We start from the raw sequence: 24,026 nt of genomic DNA, 5'->3' as shown, positions 1-24,026 counted from the left end.
ACGGGACGCCCTGGTCACCGGGATGGGCTTCTGCCTGCCCGGGGCGGGCGACGAGCCGGTGCGCGAGGCCGAGCACGTCTGGGCGACCGCCTCCACGGGGACGAGCCATGTGGAGCGCGACGGCTTCCACCACGGGACCGTACGCGGTGCCCGCGAGGCGTTCGCGGAGCTGCTGCCGGAGGTACCGACCCGCTATCTGCGCAGCTACGCCGATGTCCACCTCTACGGGCTGATCTCCCTGGTCGAGGCGTGCCGGGACGCCGGACTCGACCACGAGACAGGCCAGTTGAGGGGAGCGGACGTACTGACCGCCCGGGCCGGGGTGGACAGCAACTACGACAGCTACCGCGCCTGGCACGACGCCGATCCGGCGACGGTCAGCCCGGCGGACGCCAAGTCCCTCTTCGTACGGCTGCTGGTGGCGGGAACGTCGAGTGACGTCGGCCCGGTCCAGGCCGCGTTGCTCGGCTCCACCGGCGCCAACTACACGGTGAGCTGCGGCTGCGCCTCCTCCTCGGTGCTGCTCGGCATCGCCCGCATGATGATCGCCTCGGGCCAGAGCGACCTGGTGGTCGTCACCGGGGTGGACCGCTTCGACACCGAACGGGTGCTGCACGGACACCGGTTGCGGGAGGTCGTGGAGCGCGAGGGCGTGACGGTGCGGCACAACAGCGATCCGCCGGCCGCGCCCCGCCACGACCGGCCGATGCGCCCGTACGACGCGGCGGGCGACTGCATGAACTACGGCGACGGCTCGGTGACCCTGATCCTGGAGAGCCGCGCGCACGCCTGCGCACGCGGCGCCCGGGCGCACGGCGCGGTCCTCGGCCAGGCCACCACACGCGGCGGGCTGAACAGTGCGGTCGCCATCGACACCGGCGGTACCGGGCTGGCCGAGGCGGCCCGCCGGGCACTGGGCGGCCACACCCCGCTGGAGCGGATCCCGTACGTCAACGGGGGCGGCGAGGGCGACGCCCTGTTCACCCGGATCGAGTCCAATGCCGTGAAGGCACTGTGGGGCGAGAAGTCCGATCAGGTGCTGGTGAGTTCGCAGGAGGCCTGCTTCGGGCACAGCGGCGCCCCGCTCGGCAACCTGGGCACGGCGCTGACGCTGATGATGATGCGCGAGGGCCAGGTCTGCCCCACGGCCAACTGCGAAACCCCCTCCCCCGTCTGCACGTTCGACCCGGTGCCGGGGACGAGCACGCGACCACTGCGGTTCGACCGGGCGCTGAGCTTCAACTACCAGGTGGGCGGGGTCAACAGCGCACTGCTGCTGGGCGGTGGCGATGTCTGCTGAGCCGCCTGTGACCTCGTGCGCTGCCGGTGAGGGGTGGTCGTGATGCCCGCTGAGCCGCCGCTGCTGCGGCTGTCCGGTGCCGGATTCGTCCTGCCGGGACCGGACGGCCACGCCTGCACCGACCTGGACACCTTCTGGCGCGTGGTGCGCGACGGGGCGAGCTGCCTCTCCCCGTACGCCCATCCCGAACTCCCCCTCCGTATCGCGGGAACGGTGAACGGCTGGGACCCGGAGGCCGCCCTGCCGCTGTCGGAGCGGCAGATCCGCCGCTCCTCGCGCGCCGGTCTGATGGCCACCGGGGCGGTCCACCGGGCCCTGGAAAAGGCCGGGTTGACCGCTGCCGACCTCGATCCGGAGCGGACCGCGCTGGTGGCCTGCTCGCTCCAGTTCGCCTTCCCGGAGACCGAGCGCTACTACGGCCTGGCCCGGGAGAAGGGGGTCGCGGCCCTCGGCATGGAGTACTGGCTCAACGGCACCCCGCCCAGCGTGGTCGGCACGGTCGCCTCCGGCCTTCAACTCCCCTGCCAGACACTGAGCGTGGCGGGCTCCTGCAATGTGGCGCTGCGCACGCTCCACCTCGTCCAGCAGATGTTCCGGTGCGGGGACATCGACCGCGCGATCGTCGTCGGCGTGGACACCACCGTGGACCCGGTCTTCGTCGCGGGCACCAGCCACACCGGCCGCAGCGGCTACCGTGCCTCCTCGCTCTCCGACGACCCCGCCGACGTCCGGCCGCACGACGAGATCCAGACCGGCAACGCCACCGGGGAGGGCGCGCTCGCCGTCGTCCTGGAGGACCCGGCGGCCACCGGGGAGCGCCCGGGCCTGCTGCACCGGGCCCACCTCCGCACCTCGCGCTCCAACGGCCCCTCCACCGTCGCCACCGGCCCGCCCGCCAACGTGGTGGGCGATGTGCTGGCCACACTGGCGTCGGCCGGGCGCGGCCTCGGCGATCTGGCGTTCGTCAACGACTACGCGGACGGCAACCGGTTCGTCGAGGACCACCTGTGCCAGGCGCTGGCCGGGGTACGGGAGGCCGCCGCGTACGACGGCGAGCTGCGGCTCACCAACCAGGAGGCGGTCTTCGGCCATGTCGCCGGGACCGGCGGCCTGGTCAAGCTCGTCGGCAGCCTGCTCATGCTGCGCCACGGCCATATCGCCCCGAGCGCCAACACCCTTGTCCCCTACGCGGGCCTGCCGGGCGATCCGGTGCTCGCGGGCGGCCTGGCGACCGGCGGCGACAGTGCGCTGGTGCTCGCCTCCGGGGCGGGCGGCGACGCCACGAGCATGGTCATCGAATACGAAGGCGGCGACTTGCCATGACCCACGTTCACAGCACCGCGACGCGGCCCGGGACGGCCGTGGGAGGTGACCCGCTGCGGGCGCCGGTCAGCGCCCGTGTGGCCGTCGACGCCGCGGGGCCCGGGGCCGCCGGTCTCCGCGAGGCGTTGAGCGCGCTCGGCCTCTCCCCCGAGGCCCCGGACGCCGGTGCCGGATCAGGGGCCCCCGCCGCGTACTGCGCGCTGCTGATCGGCGAGGAGGCGTACGGCGCCGAGCGCTCGGCGGGCCTGGACCGCGAGCGGATCCGGGGAGCCGCCCTGGCGATGGCGGCGGCGGGCCGGGGCCGCCTCGTCCTGGTGACCGACGCGACGGGCGAGACGCACGCCGGGACCGACCCCGACCGGTACGCCCGGCTGGCGGCCGACCGGGCCTGGTGGCAGCACCTGGTCACCGAGGTGGCCGGGCGCGGCGTCACCGGCAACACCGTGACCACCGGCTACTCCCCCGCCCTGGGCCACCACCTCTCCGAGGCCGCCGAGGCCGGGCTGCTGCGCTATCTGGTGCAGCGCCGCCCCACCACGGCCGCCGATGTGGCGGCCACCGTCGCGTTCCTTCTCTCCGCGGGGTGCTCGTATCTCGTCGGCGAGACGGTCCCGGTGGACGGGGGCGCGGGGCTCGGCCAGATCCCGTCCCTGCCGGCCGGCCCGCCGACCGCTCCCGCGCCGCGCCGCAGCGCCCCGCAGGAGCAGCCGCCGCCGGAGCCGGTGACCGGTCAGGACCTGCTGGGCCACAAGGTGCTGGTGGCGGGTGCCAGCAGCGGTATCGGGCGGGCCGCCGCCCTGCACCTGGCCGGGCGGGGAGCGGATGTGGTCCTGGCCGCCCGGCGTACGCAGGCGCTGGAGGAGGTCGCCGCCGAGATCGAGGCACAGGGCCGGCAGGCCTGGACCCTGCGCTGCGACCTCTCCGACCCCGAGGACGCCGCGACCCTGGGTGAACGCGCCTGGAAAGCGGCCGACGGGGTCACCACCCTGCTGTACGCGGCGGGGCACCTGGGCTTCAGCGCGGTGGGCGGCGACCCGGCCTCCGCCGCCCGGACCTTCGCGGTGAACCTGCACAGTTTCGTCGCCGTCACCGAGTATCTGACGGCCCGTTGGCGGCAGGAGAAGGTGCCCGGCGCGGTGGTCGGGGTCTCCTCGGTCAGCTCCACGCTCAGCCCGGTGGCCGGGCTGGAGTATTACGGGGCGAGCAAGGCGGCGATGGCGCAGTACATCCGCTGCCTCGCGGTCTCGGTGGCGCGCCACGGCATCCGGGCCAACTGCGTGGCGCCCGGCATCATCGAGACGCCGATGGGCGATGCGGCGGGGCCGGACCACCGGCGCGGCTGGATCAGCCGGATCCCGGCCGGGCGGGTCGGTGAGCCGCGCGAGGTGGCCGCGGTCCTCGGCTTCCTGCTGAGCGGCTCGGCCGCCCGGGTGACCGGTGCGGTGCTGCGCGCGGACGGCGGCTTCGGCCTCGGTGACGTGGCTCCGCTACGGCCGGGGTTCCCGGAGTCCGTGGAGGTGGAGAGCCTGTGAGCGCCGCCGGAGAGCCGGGCGGCAGGCCGGTCGCCCTCGTCGCCGGTGCCTCCTCCGGGATCGGGGCCGCCATCGCCCGCCGTCTGGCCGCGCGCGGGAGTGCCGTGGCGCTGGTCGGGCGGCGGGAGGCCGAGCTGAAGGAGGTCGCCGAGTCGATCCGTACGGACGGAGGCACCGCCCTGCCGCTGCCCTTGGACCTGGCGGAGCCGGGCGCCCCCGCCGAGGCGGTCGCCGCCACGGCCGCCGCGCTGGGGCCGGTCGGGCTGCTGGTGTGCAGCGCGGGCGCGATCCGGCTGGCCGCGATCCACGAGACCGAGGAGCGGCACTGGGAACGGCAGCTGCGGGTGAACCTCACCGTGCCGTTCCTGCTGGCGCGTGCGGTGCTGCCCGGGATGCGGGAGCGCGGCTACGGCTGGGTCGTGAACATCGGCTCGGGCGTGGGCTCCGAGGTGGTGCCGGGCAGCGGCGGCTACGGCGTCAGCAAGCACGCAGTGCACCGGCTCACCGAGCTGGTCCACGAGGAGAACCGCGACCTCGGCATCCGCGCGGTCACCGTCGCCCCCGGCTGGGTCTCCACCCGGCTCGCGGCCCGCCCGGCCGACCTCGGCGTGCCCGAGGAGGAGGTGCTCGACCCGGAGGACATCGCGGACACCGTCGCCTGGCTGCTGGACCGCCCGGCCCGGATGAGCGTGGGCCCGCTGGTCCGCGTGGAGCCCTCGGCGAGCCGGGCGGCCGCCGGTGACGCCATGACCCGCCATCTGACCCGCTCCCGCGACCGGGACACCGGTCCGGCCGAGAACGCGGGCACCGCACCCGCCGCGAAGGAGACCCGCTGATGGGCAGGACCACCCTCATCCAGCACGACGTGCCGGTGGAGATGCGCGACGGGACGGTCCTGCGGGCCGACGTCTGGCGCCCCGCCGACGGCCCGGCCTCGCCCGCCGTGCTCTTCCGCACCCCGTACGGCAAGTCCCAGCTGGGACTTGCCACGTTGACCCCGGCCCAGTGCGTGGACCGGGGGTACGCGGCCGTGGTGCAGGACACCCGGGGCCGGTTCGGCTCGGAGGGCGAGTGGGCGCCGCTGGACTGGGTGCAGGAGGGGCCCGACGGCTACGACACGGTGGAGTGGGCCGCCGAACAGCCCTGGTGCGACGGGAACGTGGCCATGGCGGGCACCTCGTACCAGGCGATCGTCCAGTGGCTGGCCGCCATGGAGAAGCCGCCGCACCTGCGGGCCATCGCGCCCACCATGTCCACCTCGGCCCCTTTCGACGCCCAGCAGCTCGGCGGCTCGCTGCGCCTGGACCACCTCACCAGCTGGCTCGGCCTGACCGCGCTGGAGTGGGTGCAGCGCCGGGCGGCGGCGGGCGATCCGGTGGACGGGGCCGTGGTGGCGGAGGTGGTGCAGCTGCTCACGACGCCCGAAGTGCCGCTGCGGCGCTGGCCGTTGTCGACCGTCCTCGACTTCGAGGGGTTCCCCGGGCGGCTGCGGGACATCTTCGCCGGGCGGGTGGCGACGGTGGCCGACTACCGCCTCGGGGAGGTCGGCGTGCCCACGTTCTCGGTGGGCGGCTGGTACGACGTGTTCTCCTACGGCACGATCGAACTCCACCGTGCCATGTGCGCCCAGGACCCGGTGGCCGGGCGGCACGAGCTGGTCATGGGCCCCTGGGTCCACTCGGGCCAACTGCCCCAGGTGCAGGGCGAGGTGAACACCGGCCTCTACGGCTCGGCGCAGGGCGCCCGGCTCGCCGATCTGCACCTGGACTTCTTCGACCGCCACTTGAGGGCGGAAGGGGAGCGGGCCGCCGACCAGGATGCCGACGGCGGCGTACGGTACTTCCTCTTCGGTGCCGACACCTGGCACCGGTCCCCGGCCTGGCCGCCGCCGGAGGCCGTCGACTCGCCCTGGTACCTGGCCGGACCGGCCGGTGACGGGGACGGCGGCCGACTGCTGCCCGAGCCGCCCCAAGTGGACCCGGGCAAGGACACGTTCACCTACGACCCCGAGGACCCGGTGCCTTCGCACGGCGGGCGGGTGCTCCAGCTCGGCCGGCTGACGGCGGGCCCGCTCAACCAGGCACACCTGGAGGACAGGCCGGACGTGCTGCTCTACACCTCCGAGCCGCTCACCGAGCCGCTGGACGTGGTCGGCCGGCAGCGGCTGCGGCTCCGCTTCGGCTCGGACGCGCCCGCCACCGCCGTGGTCGCCAAGCTCACCGACGTACATCCGGACGGGCGTTCGCTGCTGGTGGCCGAGGCCAGTCTGCGGCTGGAGGCGGAGGGGGACGGCCCGCCGGACGAGCCGTTCGACGCCGACCTGCTGCTCGGGGACACCGCGTGGCGCTTCGCCCCCGGACACCGGCTGCGGGTCCACGTCACCAGCAGCAACTTCCCCCACCTGGACCGGCACCCCAACGTTCCAGGCCCGATCGGCGAGGCGGAACACTGCCGCCCCGCCCGGCAGTCGGTCTGGTACGGCGGCCCGTACGAGAGCGTGCTCCGGCTCCGGACCCTGCCCTCGCCGAACACCGAGGAGACCCGGTGAGCGACGACATACTCCACCCGGCGTCCGCCGCCGTGCCGACCGCCGAGCAGTGCGTCCTGGGCCCCCTGCTCCGGCGGCGGGCAGCGGCCACGCCGAAGGCTCCGTACGCGCTGATGCCGGACGGTGACATCTGGACGTACGCGCGGACGCTCCGCGAGACCGAGGAGACGGCCGCCGCGCTCCAGGCACTCGGCGTCACCCCGGGCGAGCTGGTGCTGAGCTGGCTGCCGAACGGTCCGGAGGCGCTGCGCGTCTGGTACGGGGTCAACGCGGCCGGTGCCGTCCTGGTCCCGCTCAACACCGCTTACCGGGGCGCGATCCTGCGCCAGGTGATCGCCGACAGCGGGGCCGAGGTGCTGATCTGCCGGCCGTCGCTGGCGGCCCGGCTGGAGGAGGCGGAGGGGTCGGACCACCGGGTGGGGGCGGTGCGGACGGTGGTCCTGCTGCCGGGCCCCGAGGACGTACCGGAGGACGTGGACGCGCTCGCCGGGCGGCTCTCGGCGCACTACCGGGTGGAGACCGAACTCCGCTCCGAACAGGCACGGTTCACCGAGCCCGTCCCCGCCCCGCGGCCCTGGGACCCGCAGACCGTCATCTACACCTCGGGAACCACCGGCCCGTCCAAAGGGGTCGTCTCCTCCTACGCGCACCTCTACAGCAGTTGCACCGCCGCCTTCCACGGCATGGCCGGGCCGGAGGACCGCTATCTGCTCCAGCTGCCCCTGTTCCACGCGGGCGGCACGATCGGGGCGTACGGGATGCTGGTGCACGGCGGTTCGGTGACCGTCGTACCCGCCTTCACCACCAGCGAGTTCTGGCCGCTGATCCGGCGTACGGGGACGACCCTGTGCACGCTCCTCGGTGTGATGGCGACCTACCTGCTCAAGCAGCCGCCGCTGCCGCAGGACACCGGGCACCCGCTGCGGGCGGCCTACGTCATCCCGTTCACCGAGGGGGCGACGGAGTTCTCGAAGCGGTTCGGGGTGTCGGTCCGCGCGCTGTTCAACATGACCGAGGTGTCGTGCCCGGTCCTCTCCGCCCCGGACCACCACCCCGGTGTGGCGATGCACTGCGGGGAGCCGAGGCCGGGCATCGCCGCGCGGGTCGTCGACGACCACGACCGTGAGGTGGCGGACGGCGAGATCGGGGAGCTGGTGCTGCGGGCGGACCGCCCGTGGTCGTTCCTCAGCGGCTATCTGGGGCGGCCCGCCGAGACGGCCGCCGCCTGGCGCAACGGCTGGTTCCACACCGGCGACACGTTCCGGCGCGCCCCGGACGGCGGCCTGGTCTTCGTGGACCGCAAGAAGGACGCCATCCGCAGGCGCGGCGAGAACATCTCCTCCTTCGAGGTGGAGGCCCAGGCGGTCGCCCACCCCGGCGTGCTGGAGGCGGCCGCGGTGGCCGTACCCGGCGACGAGGGCGAGGACGAGGTGCTGCTGGTGGTGGCGGACCGCGACCCGGCGGCCCCGGTCGACCCGGCGGCGCTCCTGGAGTTCCTTCGGGAGCGGCTGGCCCACTTCATGCTGCCGCGCTACATCCGGGTGCTGCCCGAGCTCCCGAAGACCCCCACCGGCAAGCCGACCAAGCACACGCTGCGCGCCGACGGCGTGGTGGCGGGGACGTGGGACCGCGAGGCGGCCGGCATCCGGATACGCAGGGAGAAGATCACATGAGCCAGGAAGCGTTTCGGGCGGACCGAGAGGCCGTCCCGACAAGCCAGGGAGCCGCTCCGACCGGCCAGGAAGCCTTTCGGGCGGGCTCGGAGAGCTCCGCGATGAGCCAGGGGCCCGGGGCCGAGTGGGCGGGGGCGGCGACCGAGTCGTTCGCGGACTTCGCGGACCGGGTGGACGGCAAGGAGGACGTACCGCTACGTGCCTCGCTGGCGGGCGGAGTCGCCACACTGACGCTGGACCGGCCGCACCGCCGCAACAGCCTCGACCTGACGCTCTCCCGCCATCTCCTGCTCGGCCTGATGTGCGCGGGCGACGACCCCCGGGTGCGTACCGTCGTGATCACCGGGAGCGGCGGCGCGTTCTGCGCGGGCGACGACGTGGAGAGCGTACGGCGGTGGCGGCTGGGCGACCGGGTGGACACCCCCTTCGACCCGATCACCTCGGACGCGCACTATCTACGGGTCTGCGAGGCGGTCCTGCACCTGCCGAAACCGGTGATCGTGGGGCTGACCGGGGCGGCGGCGGGCGCGGGGGCGGAGATCGCCTGCGCCGCCGACTTCCGGCTGGCCGACACCCGTGCCTCGATCGGCAGCTGTCTCGCCGGGGTCGGACATGTGGGGAACGTGGTCCTGATGTCCCGGCTGACCGGCCCGGCGCGGGCGACGGAGATCTACCTCACCGGGCGGATGGTCTCGGGGGCCGAGGCCGTACACCTGGGGCTCTTCGACCGACTCTGCGAACCGGAGGAGTTCGATCGCGAACTGGCCGAGCTGGCGGGCCGGTTCGCCGCGCTGCCGACCGCTTCGGTGGGGCTGTTCAAGGAGTTGCGGGAGCGGAGCTGGGGACAGCCGGCCGAGTACGGGCTGCGCCTCCAGGACGCGTACCACCTGAAGACGCACGCCACGGTGGCCGATGCCCGCGAGGGGATGGCCGCGTTCGCGGAGAAGCGGCCGCCGCGCTTCACGGGCGGCTGACCGGCCGGGGCGGGCGGGGCGGTAGGGAGACAGGCGGGGCGGGGCGCCGCCGCCCCGCCGGGCGCGCGCCTCCCTTTGCGACCGCGACGGAGAGAGTATTCTGATTCTGATGAACGAAGCGCTGCGGCATCCACGTCCGGCGGCCCCGCCGCCCTTCTCCCCCGCCCTGTCCACCGGAGGCCGGACCGAGAGGTCCCCCCGGTGACGGGCCCCGACAAGCTGGTGGCCGGAACCCGGGTCGAGGAGACGGCCCACAGCCTCGACACCCACGGCGCCCGGCTGCACTACTGGACCGCCGGCGCGGCCGACCGTCCGGCGGTCGCCCTCACCCATGGCGCCGGGGCCGACCACCGCATGTTCGACCCGCAGATCCCGGCGCTGGTCCGCGCGGGCTACCGCACCCTGCGCTGGGACGTCCGCTACCACGGTGCGTCCGCCTCCGGCACCGGCAGATTCCGTACGGAGTACGCGGCGCAGGACCTCGCGGCGCTGCTGGACGCGGCCGGGGTACGCAGGCCCGTGGTCCTGCTGGGGCAGTCGATGGGCGGCAACATCGCGCAGGAGTACCTGCGCCGGCGGCCCGAGGAGGTCGCCGCGCTGGTGGTGATCGGCTCCACGTCCAGCACCCTGCCCATCACGCGCGGAGAGCGGCGCCGCCTGGCCCTGTCCCGCACCCTCATGCGGCTGATGCCCTACCGGCGGCTGACCCGGTGGATGGCCCGGGCGTCGGCCGAGGACCCCGGGGCCCAGGAGTATCTGCGCGAGGCCTTCGCGACGAACGGGCGGCGCGCCTTCCTCACCACCTGGGACGGAATGACCCGCGCGGTCGACCCCGCCCCGGACTACCGTGTCGAGAAGCCCGAGCTCCTGATCTGCGGTGAACACGACAGCACGGGTAACATCCGCTCGGCGATGGAACGGTGGAGCGAACGCGATCCGAACAGCGAGTTCCATGTCATCCCCGGCGCCGGACACGTCGCCAATCTGGACCGTCCCGACGAGGTCAACCGGCTGACCGTCGCCTTCCTGAAGGCCTGAGAACCCAGCGAGACCATGACTGACCACGACGACATCACCCCCGACGCAGGACCTGCCCCGGCCCCCGGCCCCGACGGGTTCAGCGACGCGGAGGCCGCCTTCATCAGCGAGATGGGTTCGCTGATGGAACGGTGGGGCCTCCCCCAGGCCACCGGACGCCTCTTCGGCTACCTCCTGCTGCGCAACAAGCCGGTGGACCTCGACACCATGACCCGTGAGCTCGGCCAGGCCAAGAGCGGACTCAGCGTGGCAGCACGCCAGTTGGAGTCCTGGACGCTGGTACGGCGCTCCACCAGGCCCGGCAGCCGGCGGATCGACTACGAGGCGGTGGGCGACCTCCAGCACCTGCTGCTGGTGAACAACGCCCATATGCGCAAGTTCACCGAGACGCTGAGCTCGGGCATCCCGGTCGCGCGCGGCGAGGCCCGGGGCCGGCTGGCCTCGCTCGCCGACCTGTTCAGCGGATACGTCCACCAGACCGAGGCGCTGGTGGCCGACTGGGAGGCCCGGCGCGCGGCTTCCTGAAACGGCCTCCGCGCCCCTGCATCCTCGGCCGATTTTCCCCCTTGACGGCTCTTGAAGACCCTCGATGGAGTGACCGTGAACGTGTCGTCCGGCCCTGCCCTCAGCGACGGAACAGCGGCGGCCAGCACCGCCGTGGCGGACGCGGTCCCGGGGGCCCGGGCCCGTCCGCGGATCGTGGACGCCTGCTCGCTGGTGTACGACGACGCGGGGTGGCGGGTCTATCTGCACCGGCTGGGCGAGAACGCCCCCGAGTACCTGGACGTCTTCTCCGCCTCCTTCTGCCGGTACTTCGGTGCCGCGCACACCGCCTACCGCGACGCGCTGGCCGTCCGCTGGCAGGACGCGGTCGATGTGCTGCTGCCGCCCGGCCGGCCGCCCTTCGACCTGGCCGCCCACCTCGCCGACCGGCGACGGCAGGGCGTCACGGGCGAGTTCGCGATGGGCTCGCAGGAGCGTCTGCCGGACGGCCGTACCGTCAACGACTGGCTCCTGGAGACGACCCGGGACGTACGCGACCGGGTCCACGTCTGGGCCGGGCTCTCGCTGCGCGACCCCGCCACCGCTCTGGGCGAGCTGGAACGTTCGGCTGCGGCGGGTGCGGCCGGGCTGTGCGTGATCCCCTTCCTGGACGGCACCGACCCGGCCGATCCACGGTTCTCCCCGGTCTGGGACGCTGCGGCCGGGGCCCGGCTGCCGGTCTGGCTGCACACCGGCCACCACTTCGCCCGCAGCCACCCGAGCGGCCTGGGCAGCTGGCGTACGGTCGAGACGCTGGCGGGCCGCCACCGGGAGCTGCTCCTCGTCGCCGGGCACGCGGGCTGGCCCGATGTGCAGGAGACCCTGCTCACCGCGGCCCGGCATCCGGGGGTCTTCCTGGAGTTCTCCTCGCACCGGCCCCGGCACATGGACAGGCCCGGATCGGGCTGGGAGCCGCTGCTCCACCACGCCCGGGGGATGGCCCGCGACCGGGTCCTGTTCGGCACCTCGACCTGGGTCAACCCGGCCCCGACCGGCTCGCTGGCGGATGAGCTGACCGCGCTCCCGCTGCCCGCCGAAGTGACCACCGCCTGGCTCTCGGGCAACGCGGAGGCGCTGATGGCCCGCGCGGCCGGGGCACGGCGCCGGGGCTGATCCGCACCGGAGCGGTCCGGATGGTTCGGACGGGCTGCCGGGGGCAGGCGATCCGCCGGACGGCCGATCGCCGCCGACCCGTCGGAAGCCACTTTCCGGCACGCGTCGGCGGGGCGCGGCTCCTGGCCGGACCGGGCCTACCGTCGGCCTGTTCAGCCACCCCGACCAATGGAGATGTACGACATGGCAAAGATCCTTTTCGTGGTGACCGGCGCGGACCACTGGACCCTCGCGGACGGCACGGCCCACCCGACGGGCTTCTGGGCCGAGGAGGCCGTGGCCCCGTACCAGGTGTTCACCGCCGCCGGTCACGAGGTGGTCGTCGCCACCCCGGGCGGCGTCGTCCCGACCGTGGACCGCGGCAGCCTGGCCCCCGACGTCAACGGTGGCCAGGAGGGCGCCGACAAGGTGGCGGCGGGGCTGGAGGCGTTCGAGGAGCTGCGGCGCCCCGTCGTACTGGAGGACGTGGACCTGGAGGCGTACGACGCCGTCTTCTACCCGGGCGGCCACGGCCCGATGGAGGACCTCGCGGTGGACCCGGTCTCCGGGCGACTGCTCACCGAGACCCTGGCCTCGGGCAAGCCGCTCGGCGTCGTCTGTCACGCCCCGGCGGCGCTGCTGGCCGCCACGGGCGCCGACGGCACCAACGCGTTCGCCGGGTACCGGCTGACCGGCTTCACCAACGCCGAGGAGACCCAGGCCGGCCTGGCGGAGAAGGCCAAGTGGCTGCTCCAGGACCGGCTGGTGGCGCTCGGCGCCGATTTCCAGGAGGGCGAGCCCTGGGCGCCGTTCGTGATCACCGACCGGAACCTGGTGACCGGTCAGAACCCGGCGTCCTCCACCCCGCTGGCCGAGGAGCTGCTCAAGCGGATCGGCTGACCGGAACGCACGCGTGACGCCCGCGCCCCGGCCTGTGGTTCCGTCGTGCGGCCGGCCTCCGCGGGCGTCACCAGTCCCGTTGCGCCGGCGGCTCGCAGAGCTCCAGGACCACGGCGCCCGAGTCCGGCTCCTCCCCCGCGAGGGGCTTCACGCGGGCGCCGACCGTCACCATCTGCGGTGCGGCGCCGACGACCTGGCAGCGGAAGACGAAGCCCTCGGGGAAGCGGACCAGGGATTCGTTGCGCGCCGCCTCGGTGTAGCGGTGGACCACGGCGGTCCGTACGACCACCCCGTGGCCGGTGGTACGTTCCGGCACCAGTTCGCTGGACGCGCACACCGGGCACAGCAGCCGCCGGAACGAGGCGGTGCCGCACCAACGGCAGCGATGGTAGGAGAGGCCGCACTCCTCGTGCGCCTTCCGGACGGTGCCCATTCCTGCCTGAGACACGGCTCGACCCCCTGCGCTCGACTCGGACGCGCCGCACCTGGCTGACGGCGCGTCCGCACCATATGGCACTGAGTGCCGGATAGTAAAGGCACTGAGTGCCGATTATTACCGGGCTCGCGCCGAGGATGCTGCCTGTCCCGCCGCCCGTACCGCTCAGCTCTCGCCGACGGCCGCCTCGATCTGCTGCACGACGCGCCACATGGGGGTCCCTCTGGCCGCCACCATGACGATGACCTCGTTGTCGCCGGAGCCGGAGGTGATGCCGTCGGCCGCCGCCTGTCGCGCCAGCTGTTCCGCCGCCTGTTTCCCGGTCCGTTCCTCCGTCTGCCCCGCCGTCTGCCCCTCCCGCCCGGATGGAGGTCCGGCGGGCCGCTCCCACACGTCCCGCACCAGGTCGAGGGCGTGGTCCACGGCCGCCTCGGGATCGCCCGCACCGCCCGAACGCAGCCACAGCCGCAGCCCGTTGTTGTGCGCGGCCACCACGGAGGCGGCGATCACCTCGGCCCGCAGCTCCCCGTCGCCGCCCGCCCCGAACCGGCCCCGGAGGTGCCCGGCGAGCGTCTGTTCGTAGCGGCGCACCACGGAGAGTTCGTACGTCCGCAGTCCGGGCACCTCCCGGGTGAGCCGGTAGCGCTGCACGGAGAACTCGGGGTCGGCCGCGTACATCCGGAGCACGATCCGCGCCGCGTCGCACACCGCGCCCACCGGATCACCGTCGTCCACGGCGGCGAGGAACTCCGTCATCTCGGCGAGACACCGCTCATGGTCCGGAAAGACCACGTCCTCCTTGGAGGGGAAGTAACGGAAGAAGGAGCGGCGTCCCACGCCGGCCCGCGCCACGATGTCGTCCACCGTCGTCCGCTCGAAGCCCCGTTCCAGGAAGAGCCCGAAAGCCGCCTGGGCGAGCACCTCCCGCATGGGTGCCTTCTTCTCGGGTCCGCGTGCCTCGCTCATGCGGCGAAACGTAGCACCGGAAGGGGGCTTTTGGCACTGGGTACCTTTACAGAGGGTACTGAGTACCATAAGGTCACCCTTAGAAACCACACCCAGGTGGGACCGGGCCCGATCGGCGGGGGACCACACCCAGGTAGGCAGGAGAGCCGGCGTGAGCTTGAGGATCGTTGTCTGTGTGAAGTACGTGCCCGACGCGACCGGTGACCGGCATTTCGCCGATGACCTGACGCTGGATCGTGAGGATGTCGACGGTCTGTTGTCGGAGCTGGACGAGTACGCGGTCGAGCAGGCGTTGCAGATCGCGGGTGCGGCGGATGGTGCGGAGGTCACCGTGGTGACGGTGGGTCCTGAGGATGCCAAGGACGCGTTGCGCAAGGCGTTGTCGATGGGTGCGGACAGGGCTGTTCATGTCGAGGACGATGGTCTGCACGGCACGGATGTGATGGGGACGTCGCTGGTGCTGGCGAAGGCGGTGGAGAGGGCCGGTTACGACCTGGTGGTCTGCGGGATGGCCTCGACCGACGGTGTGATGGGTGTGCTGCCGGCTCTTCTGGCCGAGCGGTTGGGTGTTCCGCAGGTCACGTTGTTGTCGGAGGTCGCGGTCGAGGGTGGTGTGGTGACCGGGCGTCGTGATGGTGACACGGCCTCGGAGCGGCTGGAGGCGTCGTTGCCGGCGGTGGTGTCGGTGACCGATCAGTCCGGTGAGGCGCGTTACCCCTCGTTCAAGGGGATCATGGCGGCGAAGAAGAAGCCGGTGGAGTCGCTGGACCTGGATGATCTGGGGCTGGAGGCGGACGAGGTGGGGCTGGCGGGTGCGTGGACGGCGGTCGACTCGGCGGCCGAGCGTCCGGCGCGTACGGCGGGCACGATCGTGAAGGACGAGGGTGAGGGCGGCAAGCAGCTCGCCGAGTTCCTCGCGGGCCAGAAGTTCATCTAGCCCGCCCGCAGGCCACCCACCCCCCCTCCTTTCTGTCGTCTCTTTCCTCTTCCTGTCTGGAGTGCGTTGTCATGGCTGAAGTTCTTGTTCTGGTCGATCACGTGGACGGTGCGGTCCGTAAGCCCACCCTGGAGCTGCTGACGCTGGCGCGGCGTCTGGGTGAGCCGGTCGCGGTGGCTCTGGGTGCGGGGGCGCAGGGGACCGCGGGTGTGCTGGGTGAGCACGGTGCGGTGAGGGTGCTGACCGCGGATGCCGCGGAGTTCGCGGACTATCTCGTGGTTCCGAAGGTGGATGCGTTGCAGGCGGCGTTCGAGGCGGTGTCGCCGGTGGCGGTGCTGGTGGTGTCCTCGGCCGAGGGCAAGGAGATCGCCGCCCGTCTCGCGTTGCGGACCGGGTCGGGCCTCATCACCGACGCCACCGATCTGGAGGCCGGTGAGCAGGGCCCCATCGCCACGCAGGCCGCGTTCGCCGCCTCCTACACCACCCGGTCCCGTGTCTCCAGGGGTGTTCCCGTCATCACGGTCAAGCCGAACTCCGCCCCGGTGGAGCCGGCCCCGGCGGCCGGTGCGGTCGAGGCGCTGCCGGTGTCGTTCAGCGAGGGTGCGACGGGGACGAAGGTGACCGCGCGCACGGCGCGTGAGTCGACGGGGCGTCCGGAGCTGACCGAGGCCGCGATCGTGGTCTCCGGTGGCCGCGGGGTCAACGGGGCGGAGAACTTCCCCCTGATCGAGGCCCTCGCCGATTCCCTGGGTGCCGCGGTGGGCGCCTCGCGTGCCGCCGTCGACGCGGGCTGGTACCCGCACACCTCCCAGGTCGGCCAGACCGGCAAGTCCGTCTCCCCCCAGCTCTACATCGCCTCGGGCATCTCCGGCGCGATCCAGCACCGGGCCGGGATGCAGACCTCCAAGACCATCGTCGCGATCAACAAGGACGCCGAAGCCCCGATCTTCGACCTCGTCGACTACGGCATCGTCGGCGACCTCTTCACCGTCGTCCCCCAGCTCACCGAAGAGATCAACACCCGCAAGAACTGACACCCCGAACAACACCCACCACCCAGCAACACCCCCGCCCTGGGCCGCACGGTGCACCCCACCGCGCGGCCCAGCGCCGTATCACCGCCGCTCTTCGGCTGTCCGCCCCGGCACCCCGGCACGGTCCTCCGTTCCGAGTCCGAACGTGGTGAAGGCGGTCCGGTCCGGCAGCGGGTACGTCTCCTTGCCCGTCAGCGCGTTGATGATGACGGCGGAGCGCCAGGCGGCCAGGCCCAGATCCGGTGCGCCGACCCCGTGTGTATGCCGCTCGGCGTTCTGCACGAAGACGGCTCCCTCGATCTCCGGTGCCAGGACGAGCCGTTGGGCCTCGTCGACCTGGGGCCGCCCGGCGTCGTCGCGGACGATGTGCGGGTCCAGCGCGGCGAGCAGCGTGTCGACCGGGCGCTCCCGGTATCCGGTGGCGAGGACCACCGCGTCCGTGGTCAGCCTGCCCCCGGCCTCCTGCTGGCCGTGCCGCACGGTCAGTTCGATGCGGCCGCCGTCCGTCACGGTGGCGCCGGTGACCTCGATGCCCGGGGTGAGGGTGACGTCGGGCCAGTCGCCGCCGAGGCTGCGCCGGTACAGCTCGTCGTGGATGTCCCCGAGCGTGTCGCCGCTGACCCCCTTGTAGAGCTGCCACTGGCTGGGCAGCAGCCGGTCCCGGGTGGCCTGCGGCAGGCCGTGGAAGTAGCGCGTGTAGTCCGGGGTGAACTGCTCCAGCCCGATCTTGCTGTACTCCATGGGCGCGAAGGCCGGGGTACGGGCGAGCCAGGTGAGCCCCTCCGCCCCCTCCGGCCTCAACCGCAGCAGATCCAGCAGGACTTCGGCGCCCGACTGCCCCGAGCCGACGACGGTGACATGCCGGGCGGCGAGCAGCCGGTCCCGCTGGGCGAGGTAGTCGGCGGAGTGCAGGACGAGCGGTACGGGGCCGGCGGCAAGGTCCCGCAGCGGCGCGGGGACATGGGGCGCGGTGCCTACGCCCAGAGCAAGGTTACGGGCGTGGGCGAGCCCGCTCCCGAGGGTCTCGCCGTCCGGGCCGAGCCGGGTGAAGTCGACGGCGAACGCGCTCTCCCCCGTGTCCCAGGCGATCGCGTCGACGCGGTGGCCGAAGTGGGTGGAGGGCAGTTCGGTGCTCACCCAGCGCAGGTAGTTGTCGAACTCGGAGCGGTGGATGTGGAAGCGCTCGGCGAAGTAGAACGGGAAGAGCCTGCGCCGGGTCTTGAGGTAATTGAGGTAGCACCAAGGGCTTGTCGGCTCCACCAGGCTCACCAGGTCAGCCAGGAAGGGCACTTGGAGCGTCGCCCCCTCGATCAGCAGTCCGGGGTGCCAGTTGAAGGTGGGGCGCTGTTCGTGGAAGGCGGTGCGCAGGCCGGTAACGCCGTCGGCGAGTGCGGCCAGCGAAAGGTTGAAGGGCCCTGCGCCCACCCCCAGCAGGTCGAGGGGCGGGGTTCGCGGTCCGGGCGTCATCGGGTTCCTCCCACAGGATTCGTGCGCGTCGGCAACGTCATGGCGACAGCCTTTCCGCCGCCGGGGCGCCGGTATCTCCGGTGCCGCCGCGGGCGGCCGCCGCCCGTTCCGCCGCCTCCGTCACCAGGTCGAGGAGCGGCAGCAGTTCGGCGCTCGCGGCGGCCGGATGGAGCAGGGTGGCCTTGAGCCAGAGTCCGCGCCGCCCGTCGCCGTCCTCGGCCACCGCCCGCCCGAGGACGGCCCGGCCCTCCATGAGCAGCGTGCGGCGGACCTCGGCGACGACGGCGTCCCCGGCCTCCGGTTCCAGCGCGTCGGCCACCACCGGCCGGAACAGCACGGTGCTGATCCCGATCTCACCGGGCCGGCGGCGTAGTTCGGGCCGTGCGTCGACGGCCCGCCCGAACTCCTCAGCGGTACGTACGCAGTGCTCCACCAGTTCGCTCAGTCCCCGGCGCCCCAGCGCCCGGAAGGTGACCGCGATCTTCAGTGCGTCGGGGCGCCGGGTGGTACGGACCGAGCGGCCCAGCAGGTCGGGGAGCCCGGCCTCGGTGTCGTCGTCGGCGTTGAGGTAGTCGGTGCGCAGGGACAGCGGCGCGAGCAGGGCGGTGTCCGCGACGGCCAGCACCCCGGCGGCGACCGGCTGCCAGCCGAGCTTGTGCAGATCGAACGTGACGGAGACGGCCCGGCCGAGACCCGCGAGCCGGGGCGCCAGGCGCTCGCTGAAGAGCAGGGGCCCGCCGTACGCCGCGTCGACGTGCAGCTCGGCCCCGTACCGCTCCGCGATCCGGGCGATCTCGGGGAGCGGGTCGATCCGCCCTTCGTCGGTGGTCCCGGCGGTGGCGACGACGAGGACCGGTCCGGCGCCGAGCCCGGCCAGGGTGCGGTCGAGGGCGGCGGGGTCGATGCGGCCGTCGTGGCAGGCGACGACGGCCGGGGCGGGGAGGCCGAGCATCCAGGCGGCCCGGTGCACGCTGTGGTGGGCGTTGGCCCCGGCCACCACACGCAGGGGGCCTGGCGCCGCTCGTTCGCGGGCGAGGAGCAGGGCGACCAGGTTGGACTCGGTGCCGCCGCTGGTGATGAGGGCGTCGGGTGCGGGGGCGTCCGGGTGGACGAGCCGGGCCAGCGCCGCCGTGGTCAGCTCCTCGATCACCCCGGCGGCGGGCGCCTGGTCCCAGGAGTCCATCGACGGATTGAGCGCAGCCCCCGCCAGCTCCGCCGCCGCTGCCACGGCCAGCGGCGGGCAGTGCAGATGGGCCACGCACGCGGGGTCGGCCGGGTCGGCGGCCCCCTCGGCGACGGCCCGCACCAGATCCGCGAGCGCGGCCTCGGCCCCGACGCCTTCCTCGGGCAGCACCGGAGCGGCCAGGGCGGTGGTCCGGCGGGCCACGGCGTCCGGCCCTCCGGCGGGGATCGGTCCGCCCCGGGTCCGGGCGGCGGTCTCCAGGGCGTCCAGGACGACGGCGGTCAGGGCGCGCAGCCTGCCGGGGCCGTGGACGCCGCCGGCCAAAGGGGCTCCCGTACCGGCGCTCACACCGCACGCCCCAGGCGGAGTTCGGCGGGCAGCAGGCCCTGAGCACGCTCCATGGCGAAGCCCTTCGATCGGAGTGCAAGATCCACAGCCGGGATGCGGGTTAGGCTAACCTAACTCCGCCGCTGGGGAAGAACGCGCTCCGTCCGGCCGGGCCTCCTGCGAACCGGCTTGCTCCCGAACCGAGTCGGGGTCGTGTGCCCCGGTACGGGAGCGGCGGTGGCCACTCCCGTACCGGGTCGGATCACGCCGCTTCGGTGGGCAGCTCCGCGCGGATCTCCCGCGCGGCGGCGACCAGGTTCTCCAGGGAGGCCCGGGTCTCGGGCCAGCCGCGGGTCTTCAGGCCGCAGTCGGGGTTCACCCAGAGGCGCTCGGCCGGGATGGCCTCAAGTCCCTTGCGCAGCAGGGCGGCTGCCTCTTCGGCGCTCGGGATGCGCGGGGAGTGGATGTCGTAGACGCCGGGTCCGGCCTCGCGGGGGTAGCCGTGGGCCGCCAGTTCACGGGCGACCTGCATGTGTGAGCGGGCGGCCTCCAGGCTGATGACGTCGGCGTCGAGGTCGTCGATGGCCTGGACGATGTCGCCGAACTCCGCGTAGCACATGTGGGTGTGGATCTGGGTGTCCGGCCGCACCCCGGAGGTGGCGAGGCGGAAGGACTCCGTCGCCCACGCCAGGTACGCGGCGTGCTCGTCGGCCCGCAGCGGAAGCGTCTCGCGCAGGGCGGGCTCGTCGACCTGGATCACCGAAGTGCCGTTCGCCTCCAGGTCGTTCACCTCGTCGCGCAGGGCGAGCGCCACCTGGCGGGCGGTCTCGCCGAGCGGCTGGTCGTCGCGGACGAAGGACCAGGCGAGCATGGTGACCGGGCCGGTGAGCATGCCCTTGACGGGGCGCTCGGTGAGCGACTGCGCGTACGCCGTCCAGCGCACGGTCATCGGCTCCGGGCGCGAGATGTCCCCGGCGAGGACCGGCGGCCGGACGTAGCGGGTGCCGTACGACTGGACCCAGCCGTGCTGGGTGGCGAGGTAGCCGGTGAGCTGCTCGGCGAAGTACTGCACCATGTCGTTGCGTTCGGGCTCGCCGTGGACCAGGACGTCGATCCCGGCCTTCTCCTGGAAGGAGAGGACCTCGCGGATCTCGTCCTTGATCCGCTCCTCGTACCCGGCCTCGTCGATGCGGCCGGCCCGCAGGTCGGCGCGGGCGGTGCGCAGTTCGGTGGTCTGCGGGAACGAGCCGATCGTGGTGGTCGGCAGCAGCGGCAGTCCGAGGTGGGCGCGCTGCGCGAGGGTGCGCTCGGCGTACGGCTGGGAGCGGCGGCCGTCGGCGTCGGTGATGGCCGCCGTACGGGCGCGGACGGCCGGGTCGCGGGTGACGGCGGCGTCGGTGCGGGAGGCCAGGTCGGCCCGGTTGGCGGCGAGTTCGGCGGAGATGGCCTCGGTGCCCTGGGAGAGACCCTTGGCCAGGGTGACGATCTCGGCGGTCTTCTGCTTGGCGAAGGCGAGCCAGCGGGCGATCTGCGGGTCGATGTCCTGCTCGGCGTCGGCGTCCAGCGGGACGTGCAGGAGGGAGCTGGAGGCGGAGACGTCGACGTGGTCCGCGAGGCCGAGGAGCGTGCCGAGGGTGGCGAGCGACTTCTCGTAGTCGTTGATCCAGATGTTGCGGCCGTTGACGACGCCCGCGACCAGGCGCTTGCCGGGCAGTCCGCCGGCCGCCGCGAGGTCGGCGAGGTTGGCCGCGCCGGACTCGGTGAAGTCCAGCGCGAGCCCCTCGACCGGGGACTTGGCGAGCACCGGCAGGGCCTCGCCGAGCCGCCCGAAGTAGGAGGCGACCAGCAGCTTGGAGCGGTCGGTGAGGGAGCCGAGCTCGCGGTAGGCGCGGGCGGCGGCGTTCAGCTCGGCCGGGGTGCGGTCCTGGACGAGGGCGGGCTCGTCCAGCTGCACCCACTCGGCGCCCGCGGCCCGGAGGTCGGCGAGGACCTCGGCGTACACGGGCAGGAGCCGGTCCAGCAGGGTCAGCGGCTCGAAGTCGGCGGCGACCCCGGGGGCCGCCTTGGCGAGCAGGAGGTAGGTGACGGGTCCGACGAGGACCGGGCGCGGGGTGTGCCCCTGCGCGAGGGCCTCCTGCAACTCGGCGACCTGCTTGGCGGAATCGGCGGTGAACACCGTGTCCGGGCCCAACTCGGGCACCAGGTAGTGGTAGTTGGTGTCGAACCACTTGGTCATCTCCAGCGGCGCCACGTCCTGCGTACCGCGGGCCATGGCGAAGTAGCCGTCGAGGGCGTCCGCCCGGACCGCCTCACGGTGCCGCTCGGGGACAGCGCCGACCATGACACTGGTGTCCAGGACGTGGTCGTAGTACGAGAAATCACCGGTCGGCACCTCGTGGACCCCGGCCTCGGCGAGCTGCTGCCAGGTCCCCCTGCGCAGTTCGGCGGCGGTCTGCCGGAGGGTGTCCGCGTCGACGCGGCCCTTCCAGTAGCCCTCGATGGCCTTCTTCAGTTCACGGTTCTGACCCTGGCGGGGGTAGCCGTACACGGTGGCCCGTGCTGCCGCGGCTGCGGGCTTCGCTGTCACGTGACTCTCCTTCGCGAGCATGTCTCCAGCTGATCCCGGGACGGGACGCGGACGCGAAGGGGTGACGAAATCGGGCGGGAACACGACACGTTGACCGTGTCCGTCCACCCGACGGTTACGCCGACCCGCCCACGAGGTCACCGGGAACTCCGCACACGAACGGTCGCGTGCGGGCAACGGGCAGGTCTTCGGACTCGCGGGCACGTCTGCCGGGGCAGACACCTACTGGCCGTCGCTTCCCAGACCCGGCCGGGCCCAGTGCGTATGACGGCGGTCGTTCCCACTCACCGCTGCGGGGCAGTCCCGGATTCCCACCGGGTTCCCTCTTACGACACCCTGCCTGGCGGACAGGGCGAACCAGCTGCACCGGCCACCCTAAGGGGACGGCCACCGGGCGCACACCGTTGTTCACACTTCGGACGGTGATATGAGACACGGGCTCCGAACGGGTGACCTCGGGTTCCGCTCCTCTTCGCCCGTTCGCTGACTTCCGGTCAGGTCGTGGTGGCACGGTGACACAGATGTAACCGAATGGCGTAGGCGAACCGGAACCACAGAGCGTCACAGGCCGTTCTTCCTGCCAATACCCGGCCGCCGATCCACGGCGGCGACGAGCGAGGGAAGCGCCATATGAAGAAGACAGTCGGGTGGGCCCAGGACGGCGACGACTGGACGATCACCGTGAACGGCACGCTGTACCGGGCCGTGGAGCGGCCCGCTGACGGGCGCGTGCACGACTATCTGGTGCGGGGCAACGACCTGACCGCCGAGTGCCCGAGTCTGGGGCACGGGCTCGGAGTGATCCGGGCGCACGAGTCCCGGAGCTGACCTCCGGCCGGGTCCGACGGCGAGGTGCGGCGGCCGCCCGCGCCTCGACGCGACCCGCCGCCCGGTGTCATCCCACACCCGCCACCTGTCCGGGCCCCCGCTCGCGGGCCGGAGCCCCTCAGCTGCCGGTGCCGCCCGGACTCTCCGTACCGTGGGCGGCCTCCGGCCCGTGGCGCAGCAGATAGGTGTCCATGATCCAGCCGTGGCGTTCGCGGGCCTCGGCGCGCACCCGGCTGATCTGCCCGGCGACCTCGTCGAGGGGGCCGGAGACGAGGAGTTCGTCCGGGGTGCCGATGTAGGCGCCCCAGTAGATCCACAGCCCCCTGCCCGTCAGATGGGTGAAGCTCGCGTGGCCGTCCAGCATCACCACGATGTCGCCGTCGTCGTCCGGGAACCCTCCGGCGAGCCGCCTGCCGGGGGTGATGTGGATGGGGCGGCCGACCTGGTTCAGGGAGGTGCGGTGGCGGGCGGCGAGCGCGGAGACGCTGCTGATCCCGGGGATCACCGCATGGCCGAATTCGACCGTTCCACGGGCCCGGATGTCCTCCAGGATCGCGAGGGTGCTGTCGTACAGGGAAGGGTCTCCCCAGACCAGGAAGGCCCCGGTCTCCCCCGGTGCCAGCTCCTCGATGATCAGGCGCTCGCAGATGTCGGCGCGGCGGTGGCGCCAGTCGTGCACCGCCGAGGTGTAGCGGCCCCGGTCGTCCTGGGTGCGGTCCCGCCAGGGGTCCTCGGCCTCGACGACCCGGTAGGGGCCGGTGAGGTGCTCGGCCAGGATGTCCCGCCGCAGCCGGGTCAGGGACTCCTTCTCCCGGCCCTTGCCGAGCACGAAGAAGACCTGCGCCCTGCGCATCGCCTTCACCGCGGCGAGGGTCAGGTGGTCGGGGTCGCCGGCTCCCATGCCGATGACGAGGATGTGCCGTGGTGCGTCGCTCATGTCGGCCGATCATGCCAGCAGCGGGGCGCGCGATCGCGCCGGGCCCGAGGGTGGCCGGGGCGAGGCGGGGTGGACTTACTAGGACGTCCAACTATATGTTCGTGAGCAGCGGGGTGGTCGGCGTGCAGCCGGGCACCCTCAAGGGTGTGTCCGGCTGTACGCCGGCCACGCTCAAGGCCCGTGGTGTCAGGGAAGCCGGTGCGATTCCGGCGCGGTCCCGCCACTGTGACCGGGGAGTGCGTCCTCGCGGGAAACGCCACTGACGGCGAAGCAGCCGTCGGGAAGGCATGAGGGCGGGCGCTGATCCGGGAGTCAGGATACCGGCCGCGGGATGTTCCGTGTTTCCACGAGGATGGAGCAGACACGCATGGCACCGGTCCGCACCCACGGCCCCGCAGGCC

General features: G+C 73.1%; 20 protein-coding genes and 2 riboswitches. Of the genes, 14 read left to right on the top strand and 6 right to left on the bottom strand.

Annotated elements, in window-relative coordinates; all coding sequences use genetic code 11:
- Positions 1 to 22: 22 nt before the first annotated feature.
- The 11 genes from D6270_RS28770 to D6270_RS28720 all read left to right on the top strand — a co-directional run bounded on the left by D6270_RS28770 (position 23) and on the right by D6270_RS28720 (position 12,923).
- Positions 23 to 1,300: a beta-ketoacyl synthase N-terminal-like domain-containing protein gene (locus D6270_RS28770; protein WP_202418558.1), complete on the top strand. Its 1,278-nt coding sequence runs from the start codon at positions 23 to 25 to the stop codon at positions 1,298 to 1,300.
- 42 nt (positions 1,301 to 1,342) lie between these two features.
- Entirely contained in the window at positions 1,343 to 2,623 is a 1,281-nt protein-coding gene (locus tag D6270_RS28765) for a beta-ketoacyl synthase (protein ID WP_109167236.1), read from the top strand.
- Positions 2,620 to 4,155, top strand: coding sequence for an SDR family NAD(P)-dependent oxidoreductase (locus tag D6270_RS28760; protein ID WP_109162779.1), 1,536 nt, complete (start codon positions 2,620 to 2,622; stop codon positions 4,153 to 4,155). Before D6270_RS28765 ends, D6270_RS28760 begins: the two co-directional genes overlap by 4 nt.
- The gene (locus tag D6270_RS28755) at positions 4,152 to 4,991 is read left to right on the top strand and encodes an SDR family oxidoreductase (protein WP_109162780.1); all 840 of its coding nucleotides are present in this window, start codon (positions 4,152 to 4,154) and stop codon (positions 4,989 to 4,991) included. The genes D6270_RS28760 and D6270_RS28755 overlap by 4 nt, the downstream gene beginning before the upstream one ends.
- Positions 4,991 to 6,703 carry a CocE/NonD family hydrolase gene (locus D6270_RS28750; RefSeq protein ID WP_109162781.1) on the top strand — a complete coding sequence of 571 codons (1,713 nt, stop codon included), beginning with the start codon at positions 4,991 to 4,993 and terminating at the stop codon, positions 6,701 to 6,703. The genes D6270_RS28755 and D6270_RS28750 overlap by 1 nt, the downstream gene beginning before the upstream one ends.
- A complete protein-coding gene (locus tag D6270_RS28745; RefSeq protein WP_109162782.1) occupies positions 6,700 to 8,376 on the top strand; it encodes an ATP-dependent acyl-CoA ligase in 1,677 nt (558 codons plus the stop codon). The genes D6270_RS28750 and D6270_RS28745 overlap by 4 nt, the downstream gene beginning before the upstream one ends.
- A gap of 101 nt (positions 8,377 to 8,477) precedes the next feature.
- Positions 8,478 to 9,350 (top strand): enoyl-CoA hydratase/isomerase family protein, encoded by an 873-nt coding sequence (locus D6270_RS28740; protein WP_109162783.1) that lies wholly within the window; start codon positions 8,478 to 8,480, stop codon positions 9,348 to 9,350.
- 201 nt (positions 9,351 to 9,551) lie between these two features.
- Positions 9,552 to 10,388 (top strand): alpha/beta fold hydrolase, encoded by an 837-nt coding sequence (locus D6270_RS28735; protein WP_345983539.1) that lies wholly within the window; start codon positions 9,552 to 9,554, stop codon positions 10,386 to 10,388.
- A 15-nt stretch (positions 10,389 to 10,403) separates the two neighbouring features.
- Entirely contained in the window at positions 10,404 to 10,913 is a 510-nt protein-coding gene (locus tag D6270_RS28730; RefSeq protein ID WP_109162784.1) for a GbsR/MarR family transcriptional regulator, read from the top strand.
- Positions 10,914 to 10,988: 75 nt separating this feature from the next.
- Complete coding sequence (locus D6270_RS28725; protein WP_225976974.1) at positions 10,989 to 12,044, top strand: amidohydrolase family protein; 1,056 nt, start codon at positions 10,989 to 10,991, stop codon at positions 12,042 to 12,044.
- A gap of 183 nt (positions 12,045 to 12,227) precedes the next feature.
- A complete protein-coding gene (locus tag D6270_RS28720) occupies positions 12,228 to 12,923 on the top strand; it encodes a type 1 glutamine amidotransferase domain-containing protein (protein WP_109162786.1) in 696 nt (231 codons plus the stop codon).
- 67 nt (positions 12,924 to 12,990) lie between these two features.
- Here the strand turns inward: D6270_RS28720 and D6270_RS28715 are convergent, their stop codons facing one another.
- Together D6270_RS28715 and D6270_RS28710 are read right to left on the bottom strand one after the other, a co-directional pair.
- Entirely contained in the window at positions 12,991 to 13,356 is a 366-nt protein-coding gene (locus D6270_RS28715; protein ID WP_109162787.1) for a Zn-ribbon domain-containing OB-fold protein, read from the bottom strand.
- Between the two features lie 168 nt (positions 13,357 to 13,524).
- Positions 13,525 to 14,289, bottom strand: coding sequence for a TetR family transcriptional regulator (locus D6270_RS28710; protein WP_109162788.1), 765 nt, complete (start codon positions 14,287 to 14,289; stop codon positions 13,525 to 13,527).
- A 187-nt stretch (positions 14,290 to 14,476) separates the two neighbouring features.
- On the opposite strand from D6270_RS28710, the gene D6270_RS28705 reads away from it, so the two are divergent.
- Together D6270_RS28705 and D6270_RS28700 are read left to right on the top strand one after the other, a co-directional pair.
- Positions 14,477 to 15,262 carry an electron transfer flavoprotein subunit beta/FixA family protein gene (locus D6270_RS28705; RefSeq protein WP_109162789.1) on the top strand — a complete coding sequence of 262 codons (786 nt, stop codon included), beginning with the start codon at positions 14,477 to 14,479 and terminating at the stop codon, positions 15,260 to 15,262.
- 71 nt (positions 15,263 to 15,333) lie between these two features.
- Positions 15,334 to 16,296 (top strand): electron transfer flavoprotein subunit alpha/FixB family protein, encoded by a 963-nt coding sequence (locus D6270_RS28700; RefSeq protein WP_109162790.1) that lies wholly within the window; start codon positions 15,334 to 15,336, stop codon positions 16,294 to 16,296.
- An 81-nt stretch (positions 16,297 to 16,377) separates the two neighbouring features.
- Here D6270_RS28700 and D6270_RS28695 read toward each other — a convergent pair whose 3' ends face one another.
- The 3 genes from D6270_RS28695 to metE form a co-directional block, all read right to left on the bottom strand.
- Positions 16,378 to 17,763, bottom strand: a complete 1,386-nt coding sequence (locus D6270_RS28695; RefSeq protein ID WP_109162791.1) for a lysine N(6)-hydroxylase/L-ornithine N(5)-oxygenase family protein — start codon at positions 17,761 to 17,763, stop codon at positions 16,378 to 16,380.
- Positions 17,764 to 17,800: 37 nt separating this feature from the next.
- Positions 17,801 to 19,294, bottom strand: coding sequence for a pyridoxal phosphate-dependent decarboxylase family protein (locus D6270_RS28690; RefSeq protein WP_109162792.1), 1,494 nt, complete (start codon positions 19,292 to 19,294; stop codon positions 17,801 to 17,803).
- A 241-nt stretch (positions 19,295 to 19,535) separates the two neighbouring features.
- Complete coding sequence (gene metE / locus D6270_RS28685) at positions 19,536 to 21,860, bottom strand: 5-methyltetrahydropteroyltriglutamate--homocysteine S-methyltransferase (protein ID WP_109162793.1); 2,325 nt, start codon at positions 21,858 to 21,860, stop codon at positions 19,536 to 19,538.
- 182 nt (positions 21,861 to 22,042) lie between these two features.
- Positions 22,043 to 22,189: riboswitch (cobalamin riboswitch) on the bottom strand.
- Positions 22,190 to 22,490: 301 nt separating this feature from the next.
- Here metE and D6270_RS28680 point away from each other — a divergent pair.
- Entirely contained in the window at positions 22,491 to 22,688 is a 198-nt protein-coding gene (locus D6270_RS28680) for a hypothetical protein (RefSeq protein ID WP_015612446.1), read from the top strand.
- Positions 22,689 to 22,806: 118 nt separating this feature from the next.
- Here D6270_RS28680 and cobF read toward each other — a convergent pair whose 3' ends face one another.
- Complete coding sequence (cobF, locus tag D6270_RS28675; protein ID WP_109162794.1) at positions 22,807 to 23,625, bottom strand: precorrin-6A synthase (deacetylating); 819 nt, start codon at positions 23,623 to 23,625, stop codon at positions 22,807 to 22,809.
- Positions 23,626 to 23,789: 164 nt separating this feature from the next.
- Positions 23,790 to 23,969: riboswitch (cobalamin riboswitch) on the top strand.
- Positions 23,970 to 24,026: the final 57 nt, after the last annotated feature.

It is taken from the genome of Streptomyces griseus subsp. griseus (genome assembly GCF_003610995.1).
Lineage (GTDB): Bacteria > Actinomycetota > Actinomycetes > Streptomycetales > Streptomycetaceae > Streptomyces.
This window is presented reverse-complemented; position numbering and strand designations above follow the sequence as displayed.

What these genes read in the sequence shown, in the direction of transcription:
- cobF (WP_109162794.1), bottom strand. Translation starts at nt 23,625, where the DNA reads ATGAGCGACGCACCACGGCACATCCTCGTCATCGGCATGGGAGCCGGC.
- D6270_RS28695 (WP_109162791.1), bottom strand. Translation starts at nt 17,763, where the DNA reads ATGACGCCCGGACCGCGAACCCCGCCCCTCGACCTGCTGGGGGTGGGC.
- D6270_RS28680 (WP_015612446.1), top strand. Translation starts at nt 22,491, where the DNA reads ATGAAGAAGACAGTCGGGTGGGCCCAGGACGGCGACGACTGGACGATC.
- D6270_RS28765 (WP_109167236.1), top strand. Translation starts at nt 1,343, where the DNA reads ATGCCCGCTGAGCCGCCGCTGCTGCGGCTGTCCGGTGCCGGATTCGTC.
- D6270_RS28760 (WP_109162779.1), top strand. Translation starts at nt 2,620, where the DNA reads ATGACCCACGTTCACAGCACCGCGACGCGGCCCGGGACGGCCGTGGGA.
- D6270_RS28770 (WP_202418558.1), top strand. Translation starts at nt 23, where the DNA reads ATGGGCTTCTGCCTGCCCGGGGCGGGCGACGAGCCGGTGCGCGAGGCC.
- D6270_RS28720 (WP_109162786.1), top strand. Translation starts at nt 12,228, where the DNA reads ATGGCAAAGATCCTTTTCGTGGTGACCGGCGCGGACCACTGGACCCTC.
- D6270_RS28750 (WP_109162781.1), top strand. Translation starts at nt 4,991, where the DNA reads ATGGGCAGGACCACCCTCATCCAGCACGACGTGCCGGTGGAGATGCGC.
- D6270_RS28740 (WP_109162783.1), top strand. Translation starts at nt 8,478, where the DNA reads ATGAGCCAGGGGCCCGGGGCCGAGTGGGCGGGGGCGGCGACCGAGTCG.
- D6270_RS28715 (WP_109162787.1), bottom strand. Translation starts at nt 13,356, where the DNA reads ATGGGCACCGTCCGGAAGGCGCACGAGGAGTGCGGCCTCTCCTACCAT.
- D6270_RS28710 (WP_109162788.1), bottom strand. Translation starts at nt 14,289, where the DNA reads ATGCGGGAGGTGCTCGCCCAGGCGGCTTTCGGGCTCTTCCTGGAACGG.
- D6270_RS28730 (WP_109162784.1), top strand. Translation starts at nt 10,404, where the DNA reads ATGACTGACCACGACGACATCACCCCCGACGCAGGACCTGCCCCGGCC.
- D6270_RS28700 (WP_109162790.1), top strand. Translation starts at nt 15,334, where the DNA reads ATGGCTGAAGTTCTTGTTCTGGTCGATCACGTGGACGGTGCGGTCCGT.